18 protein-coding genes are annotated in these 20730 nt (G+C 67.6%); 8 read left to right on the forward strand and 10 right to left on the reverse strand.

The window, feature by feature from the left end:
* Window positions 1–3: 3 nt before the first annotated feature.
* Both DDE23_RS05765 and DDE23_RS05770 read right to left on the reverse strand, forming a co-directional pair.
* The gene (locus tag DDE23_RS05765; protein WP_107750552.1) at window positions 4–486 is read right to left on the reverse strand and encodes an acetyl-CoA carboxylase biotin carboxyl carrier protein; all 483 of its coding nucleotides are present in this window, start codon (window positions 484–486) and stop codon (window positions 4–6) included.
* 32 nt (window positions 487–518) lie between these two features.
* Window positions 519–2186: a sulfatase-like hydrolase/transferase gene (locus DDE23_RS05770; RefSeq protein WP_107750551.1), complete on the reverse strand. Its 1668-nt coding sequence runs from the start codon at window positions 2184–2186 to the stop codon at window positions 519–521.
* Between the two features lie 156 nt (window positions 2187–2342).
* Here DDE23_RS05770 and DDE23_RS05775 point away from each other — a divergent pair, with 156 nt between their 5' ends.
* A complete protein-coding gene (locus DDE23_RS05775) occupies window positions 2343–3113 on the forward strand; it encodes a helix-turn-helix domain-containing protein (RefSeq protein ID WP_107750550.1) in 771 nt (256 codons plus the stop codon).
* Here DDE23_RS05775 and DDE23_RS05780 read toward each other — a convergent pair.
* Both DDE23_RS05780 and DDE23_RS05785 read right to left on the reverse strand, forming a co-directional pair.
* On the reverse strand, window positions 3110–5293 hold the full coding sequence (locus tag DDE23_RS05780; RefSeq protein ID WP_107750549.1) for a cytochrome P450/oxidoreductase: 2184 nt from the start codon (window positions 5291–5293) through the stop codon (window positions 3110–3112). The genes DDE23_RS05775 and DDE23_RS05780 overlap by 4 nt on opposite strands.
* Window positions 5290–6102, reverse strand: a complete 813-nt coding sequence (locus tag DDE23_RS05785) for a coniferyl-alcohol dehydrogenase (RefSeq protein ID WP_238149911.1) — start codon at window positions 6100–6102, stop codon at window positions 5290–5292. The genes DDE23_RS05780 and DDE23_RS05785 overlap by 4 nt, the downstream gene beginning before the upstream one ends.
* A gap of 93 nt (window positions 6103–6195) precedes the next feature.
* On the opposite strand from DDE23_RS05785, the gene DDE23_RS05790 reads away from it, so the two are divergent.
* The 4 genes from DDE23_RS05790 to DDE23_RS05805 all read left to right on the forward strand — a co-directional run bounded on the left by DDE23_RS05790 (window position 6196) and on the right by DDE23_RS05805 (window position 10091).
* Complete coding sequence (locus DDE23_RS05790) at window positions 6196–7116, forward strand: LysR family transcriptional regulator (RefSeq protein WP_107750548.1); 921 nt, start codon at window positions 6196–6198, stop codon at window positions 7114–7116.
* A gap of 79 nt (window positions 7117–7195) precedes the next feature.
* Window positions 7196–8233: a TRAP transporter substrate-binding protein DctP gene (gene dctP, locus DDE23_RS05795; RefSeq protein WP_107750547.1), complete on the forward strand. Its 1038-nt coding sequence runs from the start codon at window positions 7196–7198 to the stop codon at window positions 8231–8233.
* Between the two features lie 68 nt (window positions 8234–8301).
* Window positions 8302–8781 carry a TRAP transporter small permease gene (locus DDE23_RS05800; protein ID WP_107750546.1) on the forward strand — a complete coding sequence of 160 codons (480 nt, stop codon included), beginning with the start codon at window positions 8302–8304 and terminating at the stop codon, window positions 8779–8781.
* 14 nt (window positions 8782–8795) lie between these two features.
* Entirely contained in the window at window positions 8796–10091 is a 1296-nt protein-coding gene (locus DDE23_RS05805) for a TRAP transporter large permease (protein WP_107750545.1), read from the forward strand.
* Between the two features lie 33 nt (window positions 10092–10124).
* On the opposite strand, the gene DDE23_RS05810 is transcribed toward DDE23_RS05805, so the two are convergent.
* The 6 genes from DDE23_RS05810 to DDE23_RS05835 all read right to left on the reverse strand — a co-directional run bounded on the left by DDE23_RS05810 (window position 10125) and on the right by DDE23_RS05835 (window position 16634).
* Entirely contained in the window at window positions 10125–10829 is a 705-nt protein-coding gene (locus DDE23_RS05810; RefSeq protein WP_107750544.1) for an ABC transporter ATP-binding protein, read from the reverse strand.
* A gap of 2 nt (window positions 10830–10831) precedes the next feature.
* Complete coding sequence (locus DDE23_RS05815) at window positions 10832–11545, reverse strand: ABC transporter ATP-binding protein (protein ID WP_107750543.1); 714 nt, start codon at window positions 11543–11545, stop codon at window positions 10832–10834.
* Window positions 11538–12530, reverse strand: coding sequence for a branched-chain amino acid ABC transporter permease (locus DDE23_RS05820; protein WP_107750542.1), 993 nt, complete (start codon window positions 12528–12530; stop codon window positions 11538–11540). The genes DDE23_RS05815 and DDE23_RS05820 overlap by 8 nt, the downstream gene beginning before the upstream one ends.
* A gap of 1 nt (window position 12531) precedes the next feature.
* Complete coding sequence (locus DDE23_RS05825) at window positions 12532–13488, reverse strand: branched-chain amino acid ABC transporter permease (protein ID WP_107750541.1); 957 nt, start codon at window positions 13486–13488, stop codon at window positions 12532–12534.
* Between the two features lie 56 nt (window positions 13489–13544).
* On the reverse strand, window positions 13545–14798 hold the full coding sequence (locus DDE23_RS05830) for an ABC transporter substrate-binding protein (RefSeq protein ID WP_107750540.1): 1254 nt from the start codon (window positions 14796–14798) through the stop codon (window positions 13545–13547).
* A gap of 138 nt (window positions 14799–14936) precedes the next feature.
* Window positions 14937–16634 carry a GMC family oxidoreductase gene (locus DDE23_RS05835; protein WP_238149912.1) on the reverse strand — a complete coding sequence of 566 codons (1698 nt, stop codon included), beginning with the start codon at window positions 16632–16634 and terminating at the stop codon, window positions 14937–14939.
* Window positions 16635–16804: 170 nt separating this feature from the next.
* On the opposite strand from DDE23_RS05835, the gene DDE23_RS05840 reads away from it, so the two are divergent.
* The 3 genes from DDE23_RS05840 (at window position 16805) to DDE23_RS05850 (ending at window position 20692) form a co-directional block, all read left to right on the forward strand.
* Window positions 16805–18304, forward strand: coding sequence for an AfsR/SARP family transcriptional regulator (locus DDE23_RS05840; protein ID WP_157957977.1), 1500 nt, complete (start codon window positions 16805–16807; stop codon window positions 18302–18304).
* A 61-nt stretch (window positions 18305–18365) separates the two neighbouring features.
* Window positions 18366–19616 (forward strand): cytochrome P450, encoded by a 1251-nt coding sequence (locus DDE23_RS05845; protein ID WP_107750538.1) that lies wholly within the window; start codon window positions 18366–18368, stop codon window positions 19614–19616.
* On the forward strand, window positions 19613–20692 hold the full coding sequence (locus tag DDE23_RS05850; protein WP_107750537.1) for a PEP/pyruvate-binding domain-containing protein: 1080 nt from the start codon (window positions 19613–19615) through the stop codon (window positions 20690–20692). Before DDE23_RS05845 ends, DDE23_RS05850 begins: the two co-directional genes overlap by 4 nt.
* Window positions 20693–20730: the final 38 nt, after the last annotated feature.

The following is a 20730-nucleotide window of genomic DNA, read 5'->3' on the forward strand; positions in this document are numbered from 1 at the left end:
GGCTCAGGCCTTTTCGATACGGAACAGGGGTTGGCCGTATTCCACGACCGCCTCGTCGGCCACCAGCACCTCGACCACCCGGCCGGCCATGCCCGCGGGGACCGAGGTGAAGGTCTTCATCACCTCGATCAGGCAGATGGTCGTGTCCTTGGTGACCATATCCCCGACCTGCACGAAGGGCGCGGCGCCCTGTTCGGGCTTGGCGTAGTAACGGCCCATCAGCGGCGCGGCGATCACCTCGCCCGAGGCGGTGGGGGCCGGGGCAGGCGCAGGGGCAGGGGCGGCCCGCACGGCCGCTGCCGGGGCAGGGGCTGGCGCCGAAACCGGGGGCGTCCGGGGCGCCAGCGGCGCTCCCTTGCCCAGCGTCAGCTGCAACTCGCCGAAATCGACCTTCATGTAGTCGACGCCCGAGCGGTCCAGCGCTTCCATCAGGCGCTCGATGCGCGTGAGATCCGCATCCGTCAGAAAATCCGCGGTGCCTGCCATGTCATCCTCCCGTTTCGCATGCCCTCGGCCGATCAGCGGCCGGACACGAAATCCTCTTTCGCCTTGCCCTGCAGATGCCGGGTCAGGTCGTCCTCGACCTCGTGTTCGTCGTAGACCCCCAGCAGGATGCCGCGCCGGCGGCTGCGGCCGCGCATGCCGGCGATATCCGCCGCGGATCGGGTGACGCGCTGGTTCATCCTGAGCGCCCAGCGGTGCAGATGCGCGTAGAGCCGGGCGCGTTCCGCCGCATGGGCCGGGTCGCGGCCCAGATCGGTCAGCTCACCCGGGTCGTTCACCAGATCGAAGAGCATCGCGCCATGGCCCGGCCCCTCGGAATGCATCAGCTTCCAGCGGCCGTCCGTGACCATGTAAAGCCGCGCGTCCTGATCCCGGACGCCCAGCGTCGCCCGCATCGGCGTCACGGCGTAATCGTATTCACTGATCGCCACCTCGCGCCATTCCTCGGGCTTGTGCCCGTGCAGGAAGGGCAGCAGCGAGCGTCCCTCGACGATATGCGAGGGCACCTCGCCTCCTGCCATCTCGATGAAGGTGGCGGTCAGGTCGATCTGTTCGACCAGCGCGTCGCAGGTGGTGCCGCGGGTGGCGTCGGCCTCGGCGCTGGGGTCGTAGATGATGAGCGGCACCTTGGCCGAGCAATCGTGGAACAGGTCCTTCTCGCCCATCCAGTGATCGCCCAGATAATCGCCATGGTCCGAGGTGATGACGATCACCGTGTCCTTCATCCGGCCGGTCTCTTCCAGCCAGGCGAAAAGGCGCCCCATCTGGTCGTCGCATTGCTTGATGAGGCCCATATAGGCCGGGATCGCCTTGTCGCGGACTTCCTGCCGGTGGAAGGCGCGGCCGATCAGGTTGCTGTGGAAGGTCTTGTAGACGGGGTGCGGATCCACCCGCTCGCTGTCCGACCGGTTCACCGGCTGCACGTCGTCCGGCCCGTAGAGCGCGTGATAGGGGGCGGGGACGATATAGGGCCAATGCGGCTTGATATAGCTGACATGGGCACACCAGGGGGTGTCGGGCGCCGCGTTCTGGATGAAGTCGATGGTTTCCGAGGTCAGCCAGGTGGTTTCGCTGTCTTCCTCGCGGATATTGGCGGGCTTGTCGGCGTGGCGCATGAACCAGCCCGAGGCGATGGAGCCGTCCTCATCCCGCCCGGCATTGGCGTTCATGTTCCAGGGGTTGTCTTCCTGATAGCCCTTGGACTTCAGATAGGCGTTGTAGGGCGAGGGCTTGGGGTCATAGAACCCCTCCGGCCCCTCGGGCCAGAGCCCGTCATCGCGGATATGCGCGTCAAAGCCGCATTCCGCCTGCCGGCGGCCGATCTTACTGTCCGGGTCGATGCCTAGCCGCGCCATCCCCTCCAGATCCGCCTTCATATGGGTCTTGCCCAACAGGAAGCAGTCCATCCCGTTGGCGCGCAGATGGTCGCCCAGCGTCATCTCGCCCACCCTGAGCGGATAGCCGTTCCATTGCGCGCCGTGGCTGCTGGAATAGCGGCCGGTATAGGTGCTCATGCGGCTCGCGCCGCAGACCGGGGATTGCACGTAGCATTTGGTGAACCGCACGCCTTGCGAGGCCAGCCGGTCGATATGCGGCGTGTGCAACGTCTTGTGTCCGGCGCAGCTGAGGTAATCCCAGCGCAGCTGATCGAACATGATGAACAGGATGTTCTTGGTGGCCATCGTCTTCCCCCTTCAGGCGTCTCGGATCTCCCTGCCGGAGGGAAGCGGCCCTTGTGGGGTTTCTTCCAAGCGGGCGGGGAACAGGCAACGCGATTTGACAGGCTTTCCGCAGAGCGGTAAACACCCGGCGCGCCGAAAGCGGCGGGAGGGCGGGCCATGTCCGATGCGGAGCAGAACAGATCGCTCGACCGGGGCCTGACGGTGCTGGAATGCCTGTCGCGCTTCGGGCCGCGCACGCTGAGCGAGGTGGCGCGCGACGCCGATCTGCCGATCACCACCACCCGCCGCCTGCTGACCACGCTGGTCGAACGCAATTTCGTCCGCCGCTCGATGGCGGACGGGCGCTACCGGGTGAACATCATGTCCCGCACCGCGCTGGTCGACGCGCTGTCCTTGGAGGATCAGCGGTTCGTCGATCAGCTGATGGTGCGGCTGGCGGCGCTGACCCGGCGCATCAAATGGCCCTGCGATCTGCATGTGATGGATGACCTCTGCATGCGCTTCGTCGATACGACCCGGCCGCTCAGCCCGCATTTCATGGTCCCGGGGGTGGTCGACCGGCGCTTCAACGTGTTCGGCGCGGCCTCGGGTCAGGCCTGCCTCGCGCTCTGCCCGCCCTCGATGGTCGAGCATCTGATCGAACGGACCCGGGGCGATGCGGTCTTCGGGCTGGAGCGGTTCAACATGACCAAGGCGCGGCTCTACGACGAGATCGAGGCGACCCGCGCCCGGGGCTATGGCAAGCGGCTTTACCCCTATCTGGGCGAGACGGTGGCGGCCGATAACCTCTCGGCCGTCGCGGTGGCGGTGCGCTCGCCCAACGGGACGCTGTTCGGCATCCCGCTGGTCTTTACCGGCGGGCTGATGTCGCCCGAGGCCTTCGCCGAGGCGCATGTCGAAGCGCTGCGGCAGGCGGCGCTGGGCTAGAGGTCCAGCACCAGCGTCTTGGTCTTGGAGCGCGAGCAGCAGACGGTGATCGTGCGGTTCGCGGCCTTCTCCAGATCGGTCTGCACCAGATCGCGGTGGTCGGGCATCCCCTCCAGCACCCGGGTCACGCAGGTGCCGCAGACCCCGGACTGGCACGAGACCTGCACCGCGATCCCGTTTTCCTCCAGCTTCTGGGCGATGGTCTCGCCCGGCGCCACCTCGAAGCTCTTGCCCGATCGCTGGGCCACCACGGTAAACGGGGCGCCGTCGGTGTTCACTTCGGCCCCGAAGCGTTCGAGATGGACCTGCGCCTTGTCCCAGCCTTGCGTCGTGGCCGATTCGGTGACGAAATCCATGAAACCATTCGGCCCGCAGACATAGAGGTGGCGCCCGGCCCCGGGTCCGGCCAGCACGCGGGCGATGTCGAGTTTCTGCGCGTCCGGCCCGCTGTCCACATGCCGCTGCACCTTGTCGCCGAAGCCTGCCAGTTCCTCGGCAAAGGCCAGCCGGTCGGGGGTGCGGCCGCAATAATGCAGCTCCCACGAGGCGCCTCGGGCCTCCAGCGCATGGGCCATGCCCAGCATGGGCGTGATGCCGATCCCGCCGGCGAAGAGGATCGTGTGATCGGCGTCCTGCAGGGGGAAATGGTTGCGCGGGCGGCCGACGCGGATCTGCTGCCCCTCGGCAAAGCGGGCGTGGATCGCTGACGAACCGCCGCGCGAGGCCGGGTCCAGCAGAATCCCCAGCCGGTAGCGGCTGCGGTCGGCGGGGTCGCCGGTCAGCGAATATTGTCGGATCAGACCGGATTGCACGTAGACATCGACATGCGCCCCGGCGTCAAAGGCGGGCAGGGGGCTGCCATCGGCCGAGACCAGCTCCAGCGCGATGATATCGGTGGCGGCCGGGCGGCGGCGGGCGATCGTCAGGTCGAGCCAGGGGTTCTCCACCGCCTGCGCCTCGGGGCGGGCCGAGGCCTCGGCCCCCAGCGTCACCCGCACCGGCATCGACTGATAGCCGCTGATCGTGTTGTTCAGCGCCATGACCGGCGGGGCGGTCAGGGTGAACCCCTCGACCCGGCGGCGCAGGGCATGGACCAGGCTCTGCATTTCCAGCCGGGCCAGATGCATCCCCATGCACATATGCACGCCCTGACCGAAGCCCACATGGTCATGCACGTCGCGGCTCACGTCGAAGCGGGCGGGGTCGGGGTATTTCACCGGGTCGCGGTTGGCGGCGGCGAACATCACCAGCACGCGCGAGCCAGCGGGCAGCAGATGCCCGGCCAGTTCCGCGTCCTGCGCCACATAGCGGGTCCAGCCGCGCACCGGGGCGGCGATGCGCACGGCTTCCTCGATGGCGTTGTTGACCAGATCGGGGTTGGCGCGGACCTTGGCCCATTCGCCGGGGTTCTCGGCGAAAAGCTTGATTAGCTGGCCCGAGGTCGAGATCGTCGTGTCCAGCGAGGGGTTGATATAGTCGCGCATCAGCTGCGCGCAGGTCTCGTAGGAGATGCCGCGCTCGGGCCCGACCTCGAAGATCCGCTTGGCCCAGCCGCCGTCCTTCAGCTTTTCCGGGCGCCCGTATTCGCGCAGGAAATCGCGCAGATCCTTGAGGTTCTCATAGGCCTCGAGCGTGCGCTGGTTCTCGTCCCCGAACAGGTTGAAGGTGGCCGAGGCCCATGTCAGCATCTGCTCGCTGTCGACGGCGGGCGGCAGGCCCACCAGCTCGGCGACGATGGTCACCGGCAGGTAGCGGGCGAAATCCTTCACCGCGTCGAATTCCCCCCGCTGGCAAAGCGTGTCGATCAGCCCGTCGGCGGCCTCGCGGATCCGGCCCTCGACCACGCCCAGCGCGCCGGGCAGCAGGGGCTCGGCGGTGATGGCGCGGGTGCGGTCATGCGACGGCGGGTCCGAATTCAGGGTCGAGCCGACGAGGATGTCGTTGACCTTCTGCAAGGGCGAGACGCCGCGCGCGTTCGAGAAGAATTCGGGATGGCGCAGGACGTGGCTGACCTCGGCGTAATTCGGCACGGCATAGAGGTCGTGCTGCGCCAGATAGACCAGCGGACCGAGGGCGCGGATTTCCTCGTAGACCGGATAGGGATCGCGGATCGCCGCATCGGCGTAATAATCGAGGGTCGAGACCGGGATCCCGGCGGGGATGGCGGCGCGGGTGTTCATGGTTGCAGATCCTCCGGGCGCAGGCCGATGCGGCGCAGGTCCAGCGCATCGGACAGGTTGAACGCGCCCATGCCGCCGTCGATGGCGATGTCGGCGCCCTTGATCCAGCCCGAGGCGGGCGAGAGCAGGAAAGCCGCCGTCTCGGCCACTTCGCGCGGCGTGCCGGGGCGGCCGGCGCGGGCGATGTTGCGGGCCACGACCTCGCCAAAGGCCTTCTGGAAATCGCCGAAGATGCCGGTGGCGATGGCGCCGGGGCTGAGCGAATTCATCCGCAACCCGCGGGCGATCATCGCCTCGGTCTCGGCGATGGTCCACAGGATCACCGCCTCTTTCGACAGGTTGTAGCAGCGCGTGGCGTCGATGCCCTCCAGCGCGATGAAGCGGGCGATGTCGTCGCGGCGGCGGATCTCGCTCAGGCGGCGGACCTGCTCGACCCCGTCGCGCCAGCCCTGACCGGCGCGGCTGGCCAGATTGACCACCGAGGCGCCGGGCCGGAACCAGCGCATCATCGCGCCGGTAAAGGCCCGGGTGCCGAGGTAATTGACCTGCAGGATCGTCTCTTCCAGCCCCAGACGGGGCGGCAGACCGGCGTTGTTGCACAGCCCGTCGAGCGGCTCGCCGACGATCCGCACCGCATGGGCGATGCTGACCGGATCGTTGAGGTCGAGCGGGATGAAACGGTCCAGATTGGCCGCTGTATCACGGATGTCGAAGCCCAGAACCCGGTGGCCCTGCGCCTTGAGGACCTGCGCCAGTTCCGCGCCGATCCCGCTTGCAACCCCCGTGACCGCGTAGGTCAACGTTGCCATGCTCTTCCCCCCTCTTGACGGCTGCAACCTAGGGGGGGCGGGCAATCACGAATAGTATTGCAGTTCCACTACCAATAATGTTCGCTTATCGCCATGCGTGTCCAACATATCCAGACCCTTGTCGCCATCGCCGATCACGGAAGCCTCAGGGCCGCCGCCAAGGCGCTGGGCCGGTCGCAACCCGGCCTGACCCAGGCCCTCCGCCAGGCCGAGAGCGAACTCGGCCTGTCGCTGTTCGTGCGCACCTCGCGGGGGGTGCGGCTGACCGAGGTCGGCGAGCGGATCCTGGCCCGCGCCCGCACCATCAGCTCGGAAATCGTGCGGATGGAAGATGAGGTGGCGCAGCTTCGCGGCGAGCAAAAAGGCGCGGTGCATGTGTGCCTGTCGCCCTTGGCGGCGGTGCGGATCATCCCGCGGGCGCTGACCTTCTTTCGCAAATCCTATCCCGATATCGACGTGCGCTTCACCTCGGGCCTGTTTCCGGGCGCGCTGCAACCCCTGCGCGAGGGGCGGACCGATATCGTCATCGGCCCGGCGCCACCGGCCGGGATGGCGCGGGAAATCAACGTCGAGCACCTGCTTTATTCGCCGATCATCGTCGTCACCTCGGCCGATTCCCCCTATCGCCATGCGCGGTCCATCGGTGAACTGGCCGATGCGCAATGGGTGATGCTGGGCGTGCCGACCGGCCCGGGCGACGTGTTCCGCAAGCCCTTCATCGAGAACGGCTTCGTGCCGCCCCATGCCACGACGACCTCGGAAAGCTATTTCGGCGCCATCTCCTTGGTCGAGAGTCTGGGGGCGATCATGACCTACCCGGGCCTGTTGCTGGACGACCTGAAGAAGTCCTGGAACATCGCCGAGATCCCGATCCGCGAGCCGATCGAACCGTTGTCCATCTGCCTGATGACCCGCGCCGGTCATCCTCTGACGCCCGCCGCCGATACCTTCGCGCAATGCATCCGCCGCCGCGTCGCCTCGATGATGAGCGATAAGGAAGCGGTATCGCGATAGGCCCTGTGCAATTGATTCCTTGGCGCGCTTGGGTTTACGCCAAGGGCCTGGCAGGTCTGCCGGTGTAAGGGAGGACACGATGACCATTCGCACGCCCGTTTTCGGGGCGCTCTTTTCCGTCGCGGCGCTGATCGCGCCCGTTTCGGCCCAAGCCGTGACCGAGCTGACCTTTTCCAGCCTGTTCCCGCCGAACCACTTCAGCTGGCCGGTGTTCCGCGCCTGGTCGGACGATATCGCCGCCGCCACCAATGGCGAGGTGCGCATTGTCTTCACCCCGCAATCCGTCTCGCCGCCGCCGGGTGTCGTCGATGCCGTCCGCAACGGTGTGGCCGATGCGGGTTTCATCTTCAACGGCTTTCTGGGGCAGAATTACCCGGGCGTGATGCTGACGCAGATGCCGTTCATCGATCTCGGTGACACCGCCGCCACCTCGCGCGTGTTCTGGGAGAATTATCAGGAGCATTTCGCCCCGGTCGAGCGGATCCGCGGCGTCGAGGTCGTCTCGGCCTTCCATCTGGGGCCGAACATCCTGTGTTCCACCACCGACACGCCGCTCTCGACCCTTGAGGATCTGCAGAGCCGCCGGGTCTGGGTGCTGCCCGGCACCATCTCGGAGACCATGGCCAACATGGGTCTGGCGATCACCGCCTCGCCCGCGGTGCAGGTGCAGGAGCTGGTTTCGCGCAATACGGTCGACGCGATCTTCGGCCTGACGCAGGAGACGGTCGTCTCGTTCGGCGCGGCGCCCTATACCAAATCCTGCCTCGACATGTCGCCGGCGCTGCAGTCGGCCAGCTTCCTCGTGTTCTTCAACCAGCGCGCCTTCGACCGTCTGACTGACGAGCAGCGGGCCGCGGTGATGGAATATTCGGGCTCGGCCTTTGCCGAACGGATGGGCGCCGCCGCGGCCGAGGCCGACACGGTGATGCGCGCGCAGCTCGAAGCCTCGGGCGTGACCTATGCGCCGGTCGATCCGGGTATCCTGGAGGCCATGCACAACGCCTCGGACGCGGTTCTGACGCAATGGGCGGCGGCGGTGCAGAGCGCTTACGGCATCGACGGCCGCGCGCTGGTCGAGGAAGTCCGCGCCGAGATCGAGGCGGCCTCGGCCGAGTGATCCCCGGGCGCTGAGAAACTGAGGGGCGCCCGGGCGGCGCCCTTCGTCGGCCGGAGGAGGAAAAGCCGATGATCCGCAAGGTGACGGTCGTACTCGGGGCGCTGTGCCTCGTGGCGATGATCCTGGTGACCTGCGCCGAGGTGGTGATGCGCTATTTCTTCGCGCATCCGATCTTCGGCTCTGCCGAGATGACGCAATTGCTGTTCGGCGTGCTGGCCTTTTGCGGCTTCTTCGCGGTGGGGCGTGACCGGGGGCATGTGAATGTCTCGCTGTTCGAGCCCTTTCTGCTCAAGCGCTTCAACCGCGGGTATCGCGCCATCTTCGATGTCATGTCGCTGATCGGCTCGGGCGCCATCGTCGGCATTCTGGGCTGGCGGCTGTGGGACCTGACCGAATACCCCGAAACCACCGTGGTGCTGCGGGTGCCGATGATCTGGATCGTCGCCATCATGGCGTTGCTGGCCCTTCTGGGGGTCGTCGGTGTGCTGGCCTCGATGCGGGACGAGCGGCGGGCGCCGCCGCCCCATTCCCCCCAAAGTTTTGAATGACAGGCTGATCCGGGATGACCTTGGCACTGACGGGCTTCGCGCTGCTGCTTCTTCTGGCTTTCATCGGCGTGCCGCTGGCTTTCGCCACGCTGGCCGTGGGCTTTTTCGGCCTGACCTATCTGCGCGGCTTCGATGCGGCGCTGGCGGTGTCCTCGCAATGGATGGTCGACACGGCGACCAACTACAACCTGACCATCATCCCGCTTTTCGTGCTGATGGGCGCCTTCATCCACCGCTCGGGGATCAGCCGCGACCTGTTCGCCGCCTCCTACGCCTGGATGGGGCGCTTCCGGGGCGGGCTGGCGCTGTCGGGCATCCTGTCCTGCGCCGGGTTCGCGGCGGTCTGCGGCTCGTCGCTGGCCACGGCGGCGACCATGACCCGGGTCGCGGTGCCGACCATGCGCGAGTTCAAGTACAACGACGGCTTTTCCGCCGGGACCATCGCCGCGGGCGGCACCTTGGGCATCATGATCCCGCCCTCGGTCCCTCTGGCGATCTATGGCATCGTCGCGGGCGAGGATATCGCCCAGCTGTTCATCGCCGGGATCCTGCCGGGGCTGATGCTGGTCGGGCTGTTCATGCTGGCGGTGGTGATCATGACCTGGCTGCGGCCCGGCATCGGCCCCCGGGGCGAGGCGATGGGCCTGCGGGCGACGCTGCGCGCCTCCTATTCCACCTGGCCGGTAATCATCCTGTTCGGGGTGATCCTCGGCGGCATCTATGGCGGCATCTTCACCCCGACCGAGGCGGCGGGCGTGGGCTGCGCGGGCGCCTTCCTGTTCGGCGTGGCGCGCGGGCATTTTCTGGACCGCGCCAGCCTCTGGGCGGTGTTCTCCGAGACGGTCACCACCACGGCGATGATCTTCGCCATCGTCTTTTCGGCGCTGATCCTGGCGCAATTCATCAACCTGACCGGCATGCCCTATGCGTTGCAGGCGGCGGTGACGGCCTGGGGGCTGGGGCCGGTGGGGCTGGTGCTGCTGATCTGCGCGATCTGCGTGCTTCTGGGGATGGTCTTCGAATCGATCGGTATCCTGCTGTTGATCATCCCGGTCTTCCTGCCGGCGCTGTCGGCGCTGGGGGTCGATCTGATCTGGTTCGGGATCCTGGTCATCATCGTCATCGAGCTGGGCCTGATCTCGCCGCCCATCGGCATGAATGTCTTCACCGTGAAATCGGTCGCGCCCGAGATCCCGCTGACGGCGATCTTCCTTGGCGTCATGCCCTATATCGTGGCCATGGTACTGGGCGGGTTGCTGATCCTGATGTTCCCGCCGATCGCCACCTTCCTGCCCAACGTGATGCGCTAGGACCGGGCGGCGGGCACCGAGGGCCCGTGCCCCTCAGTGCCCGAAATAGGCGCGGTCCAGCGCTTGCGGATCGTCGCGGAGCGTCTGGGCCGGGCCCGCAAAGCGCAGCTTGCCCGAACGCAGCACCAGCGCCGTGTCGGCGACACCCAGCGCCAGACTGGTGAATTGCTCGATCAGCAGGATGCCGACGCCGCGGGCCTTCAAGCCTTCGACGAAACCCATCAGCCGCCTGACCACCAGCGGCGCCAGCCCCAGCGACATCTCGTCGATCAGCATGTAGCGCGGGCGGGCCATCAGCGCGTGGCCCAGTGCCAGCATCTGCTGCTGGCCTCCGGACATGGTGCCCGCCAGCTGCTTCTTGCGTTCGGCCAGTTCGGGAAAGAGGGCGTAGGTATCGGCCAGCGTCTCGTCCAGCCCCCGGGGCAGGATCGAGCCCGCGGCGCGCAGATTGTCGTCGACGCTGAGCCGGGCAAGGACCCGGTGCCCCTCGGGCACGGCGGCGATGCCGGCGCGGCGGATCGCATCGGGGCCGCGCCCGGTCAGGGGCTGGTCATCCACCGCGACGCTGCCCGCCGTGACCGGCAGCATGCCCGCGAGGCCCAGCACCAGCTCGGACTTGCCCGCGCCGTTGGCGCCCAGCACCGCGACCACCTGCCCGGGCTCGATCCGCAGCGAGACGCCGCTGACCGCGGCGCGCCCGCCCTTGGTGACGGCAAGATCGGTGACGACGAAAGCCATGGTCAAACCTCCTCGGTGCCCAGATAGGCGGCCTTGACCCTTGGGTCGTCCAGCACCTCGGCCGTCGGGCCAAAGGCGATGCGGCGGCCGAAATCGAGGACCAGCGTGTCCTCGCAGATGGTGCGGATCAGCTCGACATCGTGGTCGATGACCAGCACCTGCGCGCCGGTCGCGCCGTGGATCTGCCGGATCAGCGCGCCCAATTGGCGGGATTCGTCCACCGACATGCCGCCCGCCGGTTCGTCGAACATCACCAGCCGGGGTCGCCCGACCAGGCATTTCGCCACATCGGTCAGCCGCCGCTCGAACCCCGAGAGCGCGGCGCCGATCTTGCCCGCCCGATCCGCCATGCCGACCAGCGCCAGCATCGCCTCGACCTCGGCCGTCTTGCTGCGGGCGGGGCTGCGGGAATGGTCGATCTGCACCAGCACATTCTCGAACACGGTCAGGTCGTCGGCGATCTCTTCCTTCTGGAAGCTGCGCCGCAGCCCCCAATGCGCGCGCCGGTGCGGTGCAAGCGGCAGGAGAGCCTCGCCATCGCCGCTGACCCGCCCCGAGGCCGGGCGCACGAAGCCCGAGAGCACGTTCATCAGCGTGGTCTTGCCCGCGCCATTCGGCCCGATGATGCCGTTGACCGGCTTGTCGAAGCGCACCGAGACCGCGCTCAGGGCGACGACACCGCCGAAGCGGACGGTCACATCCTCGATCTCAAGCATCCCTGGCCTCGCGTTTTGGCGACAGGCGCCGGAGCCCGTCCAGCAGCTGCCCGGCGATCCCCTGCGGGGCGGTGATGACGGCATGCAGCAGCCCCGCGCCGAAGATGACGAACGAGAGGTTGGCGTCCACGCCCCAGATGTTCAAAACCGCGGGCAGCACCTTGTAGAGGGCCGCCGCAACCAGCGCCCCCTGCCAGGAATGCGCCCCGCCGACCACCGCCAGGGCAAAGATCATCACGCTTTCCGAGGCGCGGAAGGTGCCGTCGTCCAAGAGGCCCAGCGAACCCGCCAGCAGCGCCCCCGCCGCCCCGCCCAGCAGGCCCGCGATCCCGAAGGCCCAGGTCTTGTAGAGCGTGACATTGACCCCCGCTGCCATCGCCGCGGCCTCGGACCGGCGGATCAGGGCCCAGGCGCGGCCCGGTTGCAGGCGGCGGTGCAGTTCGATGCAGAGGAAGCCGAGCAGCGCGCAAGCGATGACATAGCGCAGATAGGCCTGCGCGGATTGGGCGATCCAGGGCCTGCGGAAGGCCGCGCCCGATCCGGTCTGCACGCCCCAGAACCCCGCCCCGCCGTTCGGGAACTGGAAGGTGGCGAAGATGATCTCCAGCCCGCCCGCCGCCATCAGCGTGACCAGCGCCAGATAGAGGCCCCGCATCCTGAGCGCGGGCAGGGCGAGGATCCAGCCGAAGATCATGGTGGCGGTGGCGGCTAGCGCGAGGTTCACCTCGAAAGGGAAGTCGAAGGCGTGGTTGAGTCGCAGCGCGATCCAGCCGCCGACGCCCATCAGACCCACCTGCGTGAGCGACACCATGCCGAGGCGCGCGTACATGAAGGCGACCCCGGCGATGGCCAGCAGGAAACAGCCCATCGAGGTGAAGACCGACAGCCAGTAGCTGTTGGACAGCGACGGCAGGATCAGGATGCCGAAGGCCGCGGTGCCGAGGCCCGCCCAGCCCGAGGGGGTGACGTGGAAGAGCTGTCTCATCTCAATCCCGCCCGCCGAAGGTCAGCCGCTGGCCGCGTTGATAATAAAGCAGCACCAGCGCCGCGATGACGAAGGGCGCGATGGGCCGCACCCCGCGCAGCACGGGCGACATGGTGAGCATGTTCTCGATCACGCCCATCGACAGCCCGCCGATCAGCACCACGACCAGGTTCTCCAGCCGCCCGCAGATGGCCGCGGCGATGCCGGGGATGACCATGAAGGTGATGACGCTTGGCTCCAGCCGGATCAGGTCGGCGAACATCAGCCCGGTGAAGCCCGCCAGCAGCCCGGCGATGGCCCAGGCGATGGTTTCGACCCTGAGGATCGGGATGCCCATCAGCGCCGCGAGGTCCCGGTCGCTGGCCAGCGCCCGCATCTGCAGGCCGATGGTTGTCCGGGCGAGGAACAGCCAGATGCCGATGACGATCCCGATGGAGGCGGCGAAGAGCAAAAGCCGCGTGGCGGTGATCCGCATGCCCAGAAGCCGCACGCCGACGGCATCGGTCGGCAGCGAGATCGAGCGCGGGTCGTCGGCCCACAGGAAGCTGATGGCGCCGAGGATGATGAGCGCGAAGCCCAGCGTCGCCACCGCCTTGACCACGGTTTCCCGCCAGGCGAGGCGCGGGGCGATCAGGCGCCCGTAGAAGAGCGTGATGGCGGTGGCGACCAGCAGGCAGGCGAGCCAGCCCAGCGGCTCCCAGAAACCCCAGGCGGTCAGCTGCCAGGCGGTCATCGCCCCCGCCGCACCGGCCGCGCCGCCCGCGAAGTTGAGGACGCCGGTGGCGCGGTAGAGGACGACGATGCCGATCCCCGCCAGCGCGTAAAGCGATCCGACCGCAAGGCCCGAGGCGATGAACAGCCCCACCATCTGCGGGCGCCCGCCCCAGCCGAGGACGCCGATCACCGCCGCCATCAGCAGCGCCCAGAGCAGCCAGTTTCCGTATCGTGCCAGTCTCATCGACCCCCCGCCCGTTCTGTGGAACCCCGCCGCAGGGAAATGCGGCGGGGCAGGTTTCAGCGCAGGCCGAGCTGGGTTTCGAGCGCGATATGCGGCTCGAAATAGGGGCTGTCGTATTCGTAGCACTCGCGCACGATCTCGAAGCCGCCCTCGACCACCTTGACCATGTAGCCCGCGTGGTTGGGCATGTGGAAATCGGCGTCGCCCACGTAATAGGGGCCGCACATCAGGTCCGAGGTATAGCCGGTGATGCCGCGGATCGCCGCGCCGACCGCCGCCCGGTCGTCCAGCTGCGCGGGGTCCATGGCCAGCATCGCCTCGGTGAAGAAGCGCGCCGACAGATAGCCCGCCTGACCGAAGCTGTCGCGCGGGTCGTCGGCCCGGCCGTATTGATCGAGCACGGCGATCCAGTTCTGGGCGTCGGGGCCGTTCACCTCCAGGGGGGCGAGTTCGGCGTTGACGTAGATATGGCCCCACCAATAGGCGCCGACCGCGGCCGGGACCGATTGGTCATAAAGCGGCGTGGGCGCGATCCAGTTGAACTGATCGCGCAGGTCCTGCTCCTCGGCCGCCGACAGGATCGCCAGCGCGATGCCCGCGGGCTGGTTGATGAGGATCGTGTCCGCGCCCGAGGCCATGGCCTCCAGCAGCGCCGAGTTCACATCCGGCGCGCCCGGGTTGATCAGCACCGCCGTGGCCTCGCCGCCCCGCGCGCGCATGAAATCCTGCACCGCCTGGCACGACCAGATGCCGTTGTTGGGGATATTCAGCCCGATGCAGGCGACATGCCGGGTGCCCAGCTCCTCGACCGCGTATTGCGCGGCGCCGAGGTTCGAGGACAGCGGCCCCTGGTTGGTCGAGACGATGTTCGGCGTCTCGAAACATTCCGAGATGGCGCAGGCCGAGGCCATGACCATGATCCCGGCCGCCTCGTAGGTATTGGCGTTCACCGCCATCTCGATGAAGGACCCGTTGCCGACCATGGCCACGGTCGGCGTGTCATTGACCAGACGCGCGGCGGCCTGGGCGGCGGCCTCGGGGTTCCATTGGTCATTCTCGACCCGGTAGTCGACCGGGCGGCCGTTGATCCCGCCATTGGCGTTGACGCAGGCGAAATAGGCGGCGGCGGAATCGGTCGAGGACGACCAGTCGCCCGGCGCCGCGTTGCCATAGATGCCGCCGACCAGAATCGGCGCGCCGGTGGCGGCCTGTCCCGTGTTCATGCCGCAGCTGACCTCGGCCATGGCCTGGGTGCCCAGCGACAGCGTCAGGATAGCGCTGGCCACCCCGATCCGTTTTGCGAAACGCATGTCTTGTCTCCTCCGTTGGACGTGCTTTGTGGTGCCGTTTTCGGTCTTGGCAGCGGCGGGACCCTCCCGATCCCGTCGCTGCAGCTCCAATCCCCGGGCTTGCTGTGGTCGCGGGGGGTGAAGATCGGTGTCATCGGCTCACTCTGCCGCCCGGGCCGAGGGGGCGGGGGCGGCACGCCGGGCCGCGCGGATCAGGTCGGCGGCTTTCTCGGCGATCATGATGGCCGGGGCGTTGGTGTTGCCCGAGACGATGCGCGGCATGATCGAGGCATCGACCACCCTGAGCCCGGCGATGCCGCGGACCCTCAGGTCGGGGTCGACCACCGCCTCGGCGCCGGTGCCCATCGCGCAGGTGCCCACCGGGTGATAGACGGTCCGCGCCTGCTCGCGCACGAAGGCTTGCAGCGCGCGGTCGTCCGAGACGGTGTCGCCCGGGATCACCTCGGTCAGGCCGTGCCGGGCAAGGGGCGTCTGCCGCAGGATCTGCCGCGCCATGGCGACGCCCCGGGCCAGCCGCACCACATCGCTGTCCTCGCGCAGAAGGCCCAGGTCGACGACGGGCGCGCCCTCGGGCCCGGTGCGGGTCACGGAACCCCGGCTGTCGGGCCTGAGGACGCAGGTATGCAGCGTCACGCCATGGCCCCATTCGACGATCCGCCCGCGGTGACTTTTCAGCCCGGGAATGATGTGGAACTGGATATCGGGCCGCTCCTCGGCCGGGGTGGTGCGCACGAAGCCCCCGGCCTCGACCATGTTCGAGGAAAACATGCCGCGCCGCCGGGTCAGCCAGTTCGCCACATCGAGCGCGCGGCGGGGCAGGGCGGCCAGCGACAGGCCATAAGGCTGGCGCGAGCGCGAGCGGCAGATCACCAGACAATCGACATGGTCCTGCAGGTTGCGCCCGACGCCCGGCAGGTCCAGCAGCGGCGCACCGCCCCAGCCGGCGATCTCGGCCCCCGGACCGATGCCCGAGCGCAGCAGGATGTCCGGCGAGCCGATGGCCCCGGCGCTGAGGATCACCTCGCCCGCCGCATGGATCGTGACCGCGCTGCCATCCGGTCTGCGCCCTAGGACGCCGGTTGCGCGCCCCTCGGCGATCAGGACGCGGGTGACTTCCAGCCCCGTCTCGATATGCAGGTTCTGGCGCGCGCGGATCGGCTTGAGGAAGGCCTCGGCGGTGGAATGGCGCTTGCCGTCCTTCTGCGTCACCTGATAGAGGCCGACGCCCTCGGGCTCGGGCGCGTTGAAATCGGCGCAGGCGCGGATCTGCATCTGGCCCGCGGCCTCGATGAAATCGCGGTCGATGGGCGAGGCGTCGCGCAGCGAGGTGACCGAAAGCGGCCCGGCGCGGCCATGGAAGCGTTCATCCATCGCCGGATCGGCATTGGCCTCGGAGCGCCGGAAATAGGGCAGGAGCGCGTCGTAATCCCAACCCGTGCAGCCGAGCGCCGCCCATTGGTCGTAATCCGCCCGGTGGCCGCGGATGTAGATCATGCCGTTGATCGCCGAGGACCCGCCCAGCACCTTGCCGCGCGGGATCGACACCTGCCGCCCGTTCAGCCCTTCCTGCGGGGCCGAGGTATAGAGCCAGTTGTGCCGCCGGTCCTTGGCCAGCAGCATGACCCCCAGCGGCACCCGGATCAGCGGCGAGCGGTCGCGTGGTCCGGCCTCGATCAGGCAGACGCGGACGGTCGGGTCCTCGGACAGGCGATGCGCCAGCACCGCCCCGGCCGAGCCCGCGCCGACGATCACGTAATCGAAGCTCATCGTCGCGTTCATCGGCGTGGTCTGCCCCCAGATCGGCGCCATCGTCCGGCGCAACCCTTTCGCAGGCATGGCTTTTCCGACCACGCCCAAGACCGGGCGCGACAGATGCGATGCCGACGAATCCTCCCCGCGCCTCCCCCGACGCAGTGTCGACGCTAGGCACGAAACTTTGGTTTCTCTTTGGCGATGATTGCCCTATGAACCAATGGCAGGGAAATCCACGGATTTCGGAGGGGACAATGGCCGAGCTGGATGATTCGCCACAGGGCGCCGAAATCAACGCGGCGCTGTTTTGCCATTTCACCGAAAGCGCCTTCCTGAGTGCCGCGTTGCGGGACCGGGACCGCGCGGCGCTGCTGGTCAGCGACGACGCGGCGCTGCTGGTGCAGGTGCCTGAGGGGCGGCGCTGCCCGCTCTCGGCCCTTGGCTTTGACCGCCTGCCCATCGAACCCGAGGATGTCTACGCCAAGCTGCGCGACCGGGTGGCGGCGCTGGGTGCGGTGGAGACGATCCTCATCGACATGACCTGGAGCCTGGCGGCGATGCTGGGCGTCAATGCCATCGAGGCCTGGGGCACGGTGGCCGAGCAGGCGGCCTCGGATCTGGGTGTCACGGTGGTGTCGATCTACAATCAGGACCGGATGATCGAGGAGCAGTTGCAGGCCGCGCTCAGGGCGCATCAGCAATTCCTCGCGCCCTCGGGGCTTTACGAGAACCCCTATTGGCTGCCGCGCGAATTGCTGACCGCCTCGACGCTGGACGAACAGCTGGGCTTCATGCTGGGCCGGGTGGTGCCCGATTTCGCCGGGCAGACCTTTTTCCGCACCTTCGACAAGGCCGCGGCGCGCGGTGCCTCGCCGCATTGGCTGGACGAGGACCGGGCGACGCTGGGCGCCCCCTCGGCCCGGGCGCGCTGGCATATCCATTGCCTGGGGCAGCTGAGGGTCTTCGTCGATGGCCACCGCGAGGTCGACTGGCGCACCAAGGGCGGCGCGCCGAAGAAGAGCAAGACGCTCTTCGCCTATCTGCTGAACGCGGGCGAGAAGGGGGCGCATGCCGACCAGATCAGCGAATTGCTGTGGCCGGATCTGGAGGCCGAACAGACCAAGCGCGCCCGGCTGCACCATACCGTCGCCATGGTCCGCAAGGTGCTGGGCTCGCAGCAATCCATCACCCGCAACGGCGATTATTACCGGCTGAACGTGCCGGACGGCAGCCTGATCGACATCACCGCCTTCGAGCAGCTGTGCCGCCGGGGACTGTCGCTTGCCCGGCACGGACAGGAGGATCTGGCGCTGCCGATCTATTTCGAGGCCGAGCGGCTCTATGCGGGCGATCTCTTCGAGGATCTGCCGCTCGAATACCTCGCGACCGAGACCGAGGACTGGATCATGCCGCGCCGCACCTGGCTGCGCGAGATGGCGATGCGGCTGCATTTCGACCTGTCGAAACTGCTGCGCAAATACCGCCGTTATGGCGAGGCTTTGGCTTGGGCGCAGAAGGCCGTGGCCATCGACCCGACCAGCGAGGCCGCCAATGCCGAGGCGATGCGCGTGTTCCATGCCATGGGCCGCCCCGATGCCATGCACCGCCAGTTCCGCCAGTACCGGACGGCGCTGACGACTCTGGGCGAGGCCAAGGAAGGCGTTGAAATCAGGGCGGTTTATGACGAGCTTTGCCGATCGCTCGACCGGCTTTCGCTGAGCCAAAGAAAAACCAAAGAACTGGTCCTACGGTGAGTCGCAAGCTCGAGACCCAGCCCTGAGGGCATCCGGGTCCCCGAGATGGGAGGATATCGACATGCAAACGATTGACGGCGTCAAGCCGTCGAACGGGTATGACCCGTTCGATCTGAATACGCCCCACGCCCGCTGGGAGCAATTCCGCAAGGAAGAGCCCATCTTCTTCCACGAGCCCACCGGCTATTGGGTCGTCTCGCGCTATGACGACATCAAGGCGATTTTCGACGACTGGAAGACCTTCAGCTCGGAGAATGCGCAAAAGCCGATGCGGCCGATGTGCGCGGAGGGGCGCAAGATCCTCACCGACGGCGGCTTCACCGCCTATTCCGGGCTCACCGCCCGGGTGCCGCCCGATCACACCCGCATCCGCAAGGTGGCGCAATCGTGCTTCGGCCCGCGCCGCTTCAAGTCGATCGAGCCGCAGATCGAGACGATCGTGAAGACCCACCTCGACCGGCTGGAAGAGGCCGGGCGCGACGGGGGCCCGGTGAACTTCTGGGAGATCGTCGCCTTCCCGGTCCCGGCGCATGTGCTCTTCACGCTGATGGGCATTCCCGACACCGATGTGCCGAAGATCAAGCAATACGGCATGAGCCGGGGCAAGATGACCTGGTCCGACCTGTCGGATGCCGAACAGATCCCGGTGGCGCATGACATGGTGGCCTACTGGAAGTACATCCACGACCTGCTGGATCTGCGCCGGGCCGATCCGGGTGACGATTTCCCCTCGGACCTGCTGCGGCTTCAAGCCGAAGGGGCCGATATCAGCACCGAGGAAATCGCCGGTGTCCTCTATTCGACGCTCTTTGCCGGGCACGAGACGACCTCGACCTTCATGGGCAATTACCTGATGGCCATGATGGACAATCCCGACGCCTGGGCGGCGATCAAGGCCGATCCGGGCAAGATCCCCAACGCGGTGGAAGAGATGCTGCGCTACATGCCCTCGGTCGTGGGCTGGCGGCGCAAGGCGCGGACCGAGGCGGTGGTGGGCGGCGTGACGCTGCCCGCCGGGGCCGAGGTGCTGATGATAACCGGGTCCGCCAACCGCGACGAGGCGCGTTTCCCCAAGGGAGAGACGCTGGACATCACCCGTGACAACGCGCGGACCCATCTGAGCTTCGGTTACGGCATCCATTATTGCCTGGGCTTCCAGCTGGCCAAGATGGAGGCGGCGATCCTGCTGCGCCAGCTGGCCGAGCGGTTCCCGAACATGACGCTCGCCCCGGGCTTCCGCCCTGAATACCACCGCAACATCACCTTCCGGGTTCCGACCTCGGTCATGGTTGAACTGGGTGAGCCCGCATGATCGCCACCGACGGAACCTATACGCTGGCCTTCGCCCAGATCGGCAAGCACGATCTGGCGCGGGTGGGCGGCAAATGCGCGTCTCTGGGCGAGATGACGCAGGCCGGTGTCGCGGTGCCGCCGGGCTTTGCGGTGACCACGGACGGTTATCTGGCGATGCTGGAGGAATCGGGCCTCAGGGCCGAGATCGAGCGGCATCTGGCCCGCGTCGATCCCGACGACATCGACAGCATCGACCGCGCCGCGCAGGCGATCCGCATCCGCATCCGCGGCCACCGCATGCCCGAGGCGGTCGAGGCGGCGATCCGTGCGGCTTACGCCAGCATGGGGGAGGGGACGCCGGTTGCCGTGCGCTCCTCGGCCACGGCCGAGGATCTGCCCGACGCCTCCTTCGCCGGGCAGCAGGATACCTATCTGTGGGTCAAGGGCGCCGATGCCGTGGTCGAGAAGGTGCGCGATTGCTGGGCCTCGCTCTTTGCCACCCGCGCCGTGGCCTATCGCGAGAAGAACAAGATCCCGCATGTCGACGTGAACATGAGCGTCGGCGTGCAGAAGATGGTGAACGCGCGCGCCGCGGGCGTGGCGATGACGCTGGACCCGGGCACCGGCGACCGCACGCGGATCGTCATCGACGCCAGCTGGGGCCTGGGCGAGATGGTCGTCTCGGGCGTGGTGACGCCCGACAATTTCAGCGTCGAGAAGGTGCTGATGGAGATCATCGACCGCAAGATCAGCGACAAGCATGTCGAGTTGCTGGGCGACGCCGAACGCGGCGAAACGGTCGAGCGCGAGGTCGAAGCGGCACGGCGCAAGACGCCCAGCCTGACCGACGCGCAGGTCATCGCCGTGGCCCAGCTGGCCAAGCGGCTGGAACGCCAGAACGGCTGCCCGCAGGACGTGGAATGGGCGATCGACGCCGATCTGCCGGACGGCGAGAACCTGCTGGCGCTGCAATCGCGCCCCGAAACGATCTGGTCGCAGAAGAAAAAGGCGGCGCCGGCCAGCGCCTATGCCGTCGGGATGATGGGGATCGTCAACACCCTCACCAACCCGCTGGCCGCCAGAAAGAAGACCTGACGCTACGAGACTATGGCCATTCTCTGGGAGGATTCAGA

It is taken from the genome of Pararhodobacter aggregans (assembly GCF_003075525.1).
GTDB lineage: Bacteria > Pseudomonadota > Alphaproteobacteria > Rhodobacterales > Rhodobacteraceae > Pararhodobacter > Pararhodobacter aggregans.

Excerpts from the sequence above, each read along its gene's own strand:
- DDE23_RS05765 (WP_107750552.1), bottom strand. The coding sequence starts at position 486 with ATGGCAGGCACCGCGGATTTTCTGACGGATGCGGATCTCACGCGCATC.
- DDE23_RS05770 (WP_107750551.1), bottom strand. The coding sequence starts at position 2,186 with ATGGCCACCAAGAACATCCTGTTCATCATGTTCGATCAGCTGCGCTGG.
- DDE23_RS05775 (WP_107750550.1), top strand. The coding sequence starts at position 2,343 with ATGTCCGATGCGGAGCAGAACAGATCGCTCGACCGGGGCCTGACGGTG.
- DDE23_RS05780 (WP_107750549.1), bottom strand. The coding sequence starts at position 5,293 with ATGAACACCCGCGCCGCCATCCCCGCCGGGATCCCGGTCTCGACCCTC.
- DDE23_RS05785 (WP_238149911.1), bottom strand. The coding sequence starts at position 6,102 with ATGGCAACGTTGACCTACGCGGTCACGGGGGTTGCAAGCGGGATCGGC.
- DDE23_RS05790 (WP_107750548.1), top strand. The coding sequence starts at position 6,196 with ATGCGTGTCCAACATATCCAGACCCTTGTCGCCATCGCCGATCACGGA.
- dctP (WP_107750547.1), top strand. The coding sequence starts at position 7,196 with ATGACCATTCGCACGCCCGTTTTCGGGGCGCTCTTTTCCGTCGCGGCG.
- DDE23_RS05800 (WP_107750546.1), top strand. The coding sequence starts at position 8,302 with ATGATCCGCAAGGTGACGGTCGTACTCGGGGCGCTGTGCCTCGTGGCG.
- DDE23_RS05805 (WP_107750545.1), top strand. The coding sequence starts at position 8,796 with ATGACCTTGGCACTGACGGGCTTCGCGCTGCTGCTTCTTCTGGCTTTC.
- DDE23_RS05810 (WP_107750544.1), bottom strand. The coding sequence starts at position 10,829 with ATGGCTTTCGTCGTCACCGATCTTGCCGTCACCAAGGGCGGGCGCGCC.
- DDE23_RS05815 (WP_107750543.1), bottom strand. The coding sequence starts at position 11,545 with ATGCTTGAGATCGAGGATGTGACCGTCCGCTTCGGCGGTGTCGTCGCC.
- DDE23_RS05820 (WP_107750542.1), bottom strand. The coding sequence starts at position 12,530 with ATGAGACAGCTCTTCCACGTCACCCCCTCGGGCTGGGCGGGCCTCGGC.
- DDE23_RS05825 (WP_107750541.1), bottom strand. The coding sequence starts at position 13,488 with ATGAGACTGGCACGATACGGAAACTGGCTGCTCTGGGCGCTGCTGATG.
- DDE23_RS05830 (WP_107750540.1), bottom strand. The coding sequence starts at position 14,798 with ATGCGTTTCGCAAAACGGATCGGGGTGGCCAGCGCTATCCTGACGCTG.
- DDE23_RS05835 (WP_238149912.1), bottom strand. The coding sequence starts at position 16,634 with ATGCCTGCGAAAGGGTTGCGCCGGACGATGGCGCCGATCTGGGGGCAG.
- DDE23_RS05840 (WP_157957977.1), top strand. The coding sequence starts at position 16,805 with ATGGCCGAGCTGGATGATTCGCCACAGGGCGCCGAAATCAACGCGGCG.
- DDE23_RS05845 (WP_107750538.1), top strand. The coding sequence starts at position 18,366 with ATGCAAACGATTGACGGCGTCAAGCCGTCGAACGGGTATGACCCGTTC.
- DDE23_RS05850 (WP_107750537.1), top strand. The coding sequence starts at position 19,613 with ATGATCGCCACCGACGGAACCTATACGCTGGCCTTCGCCCAGATCGGC.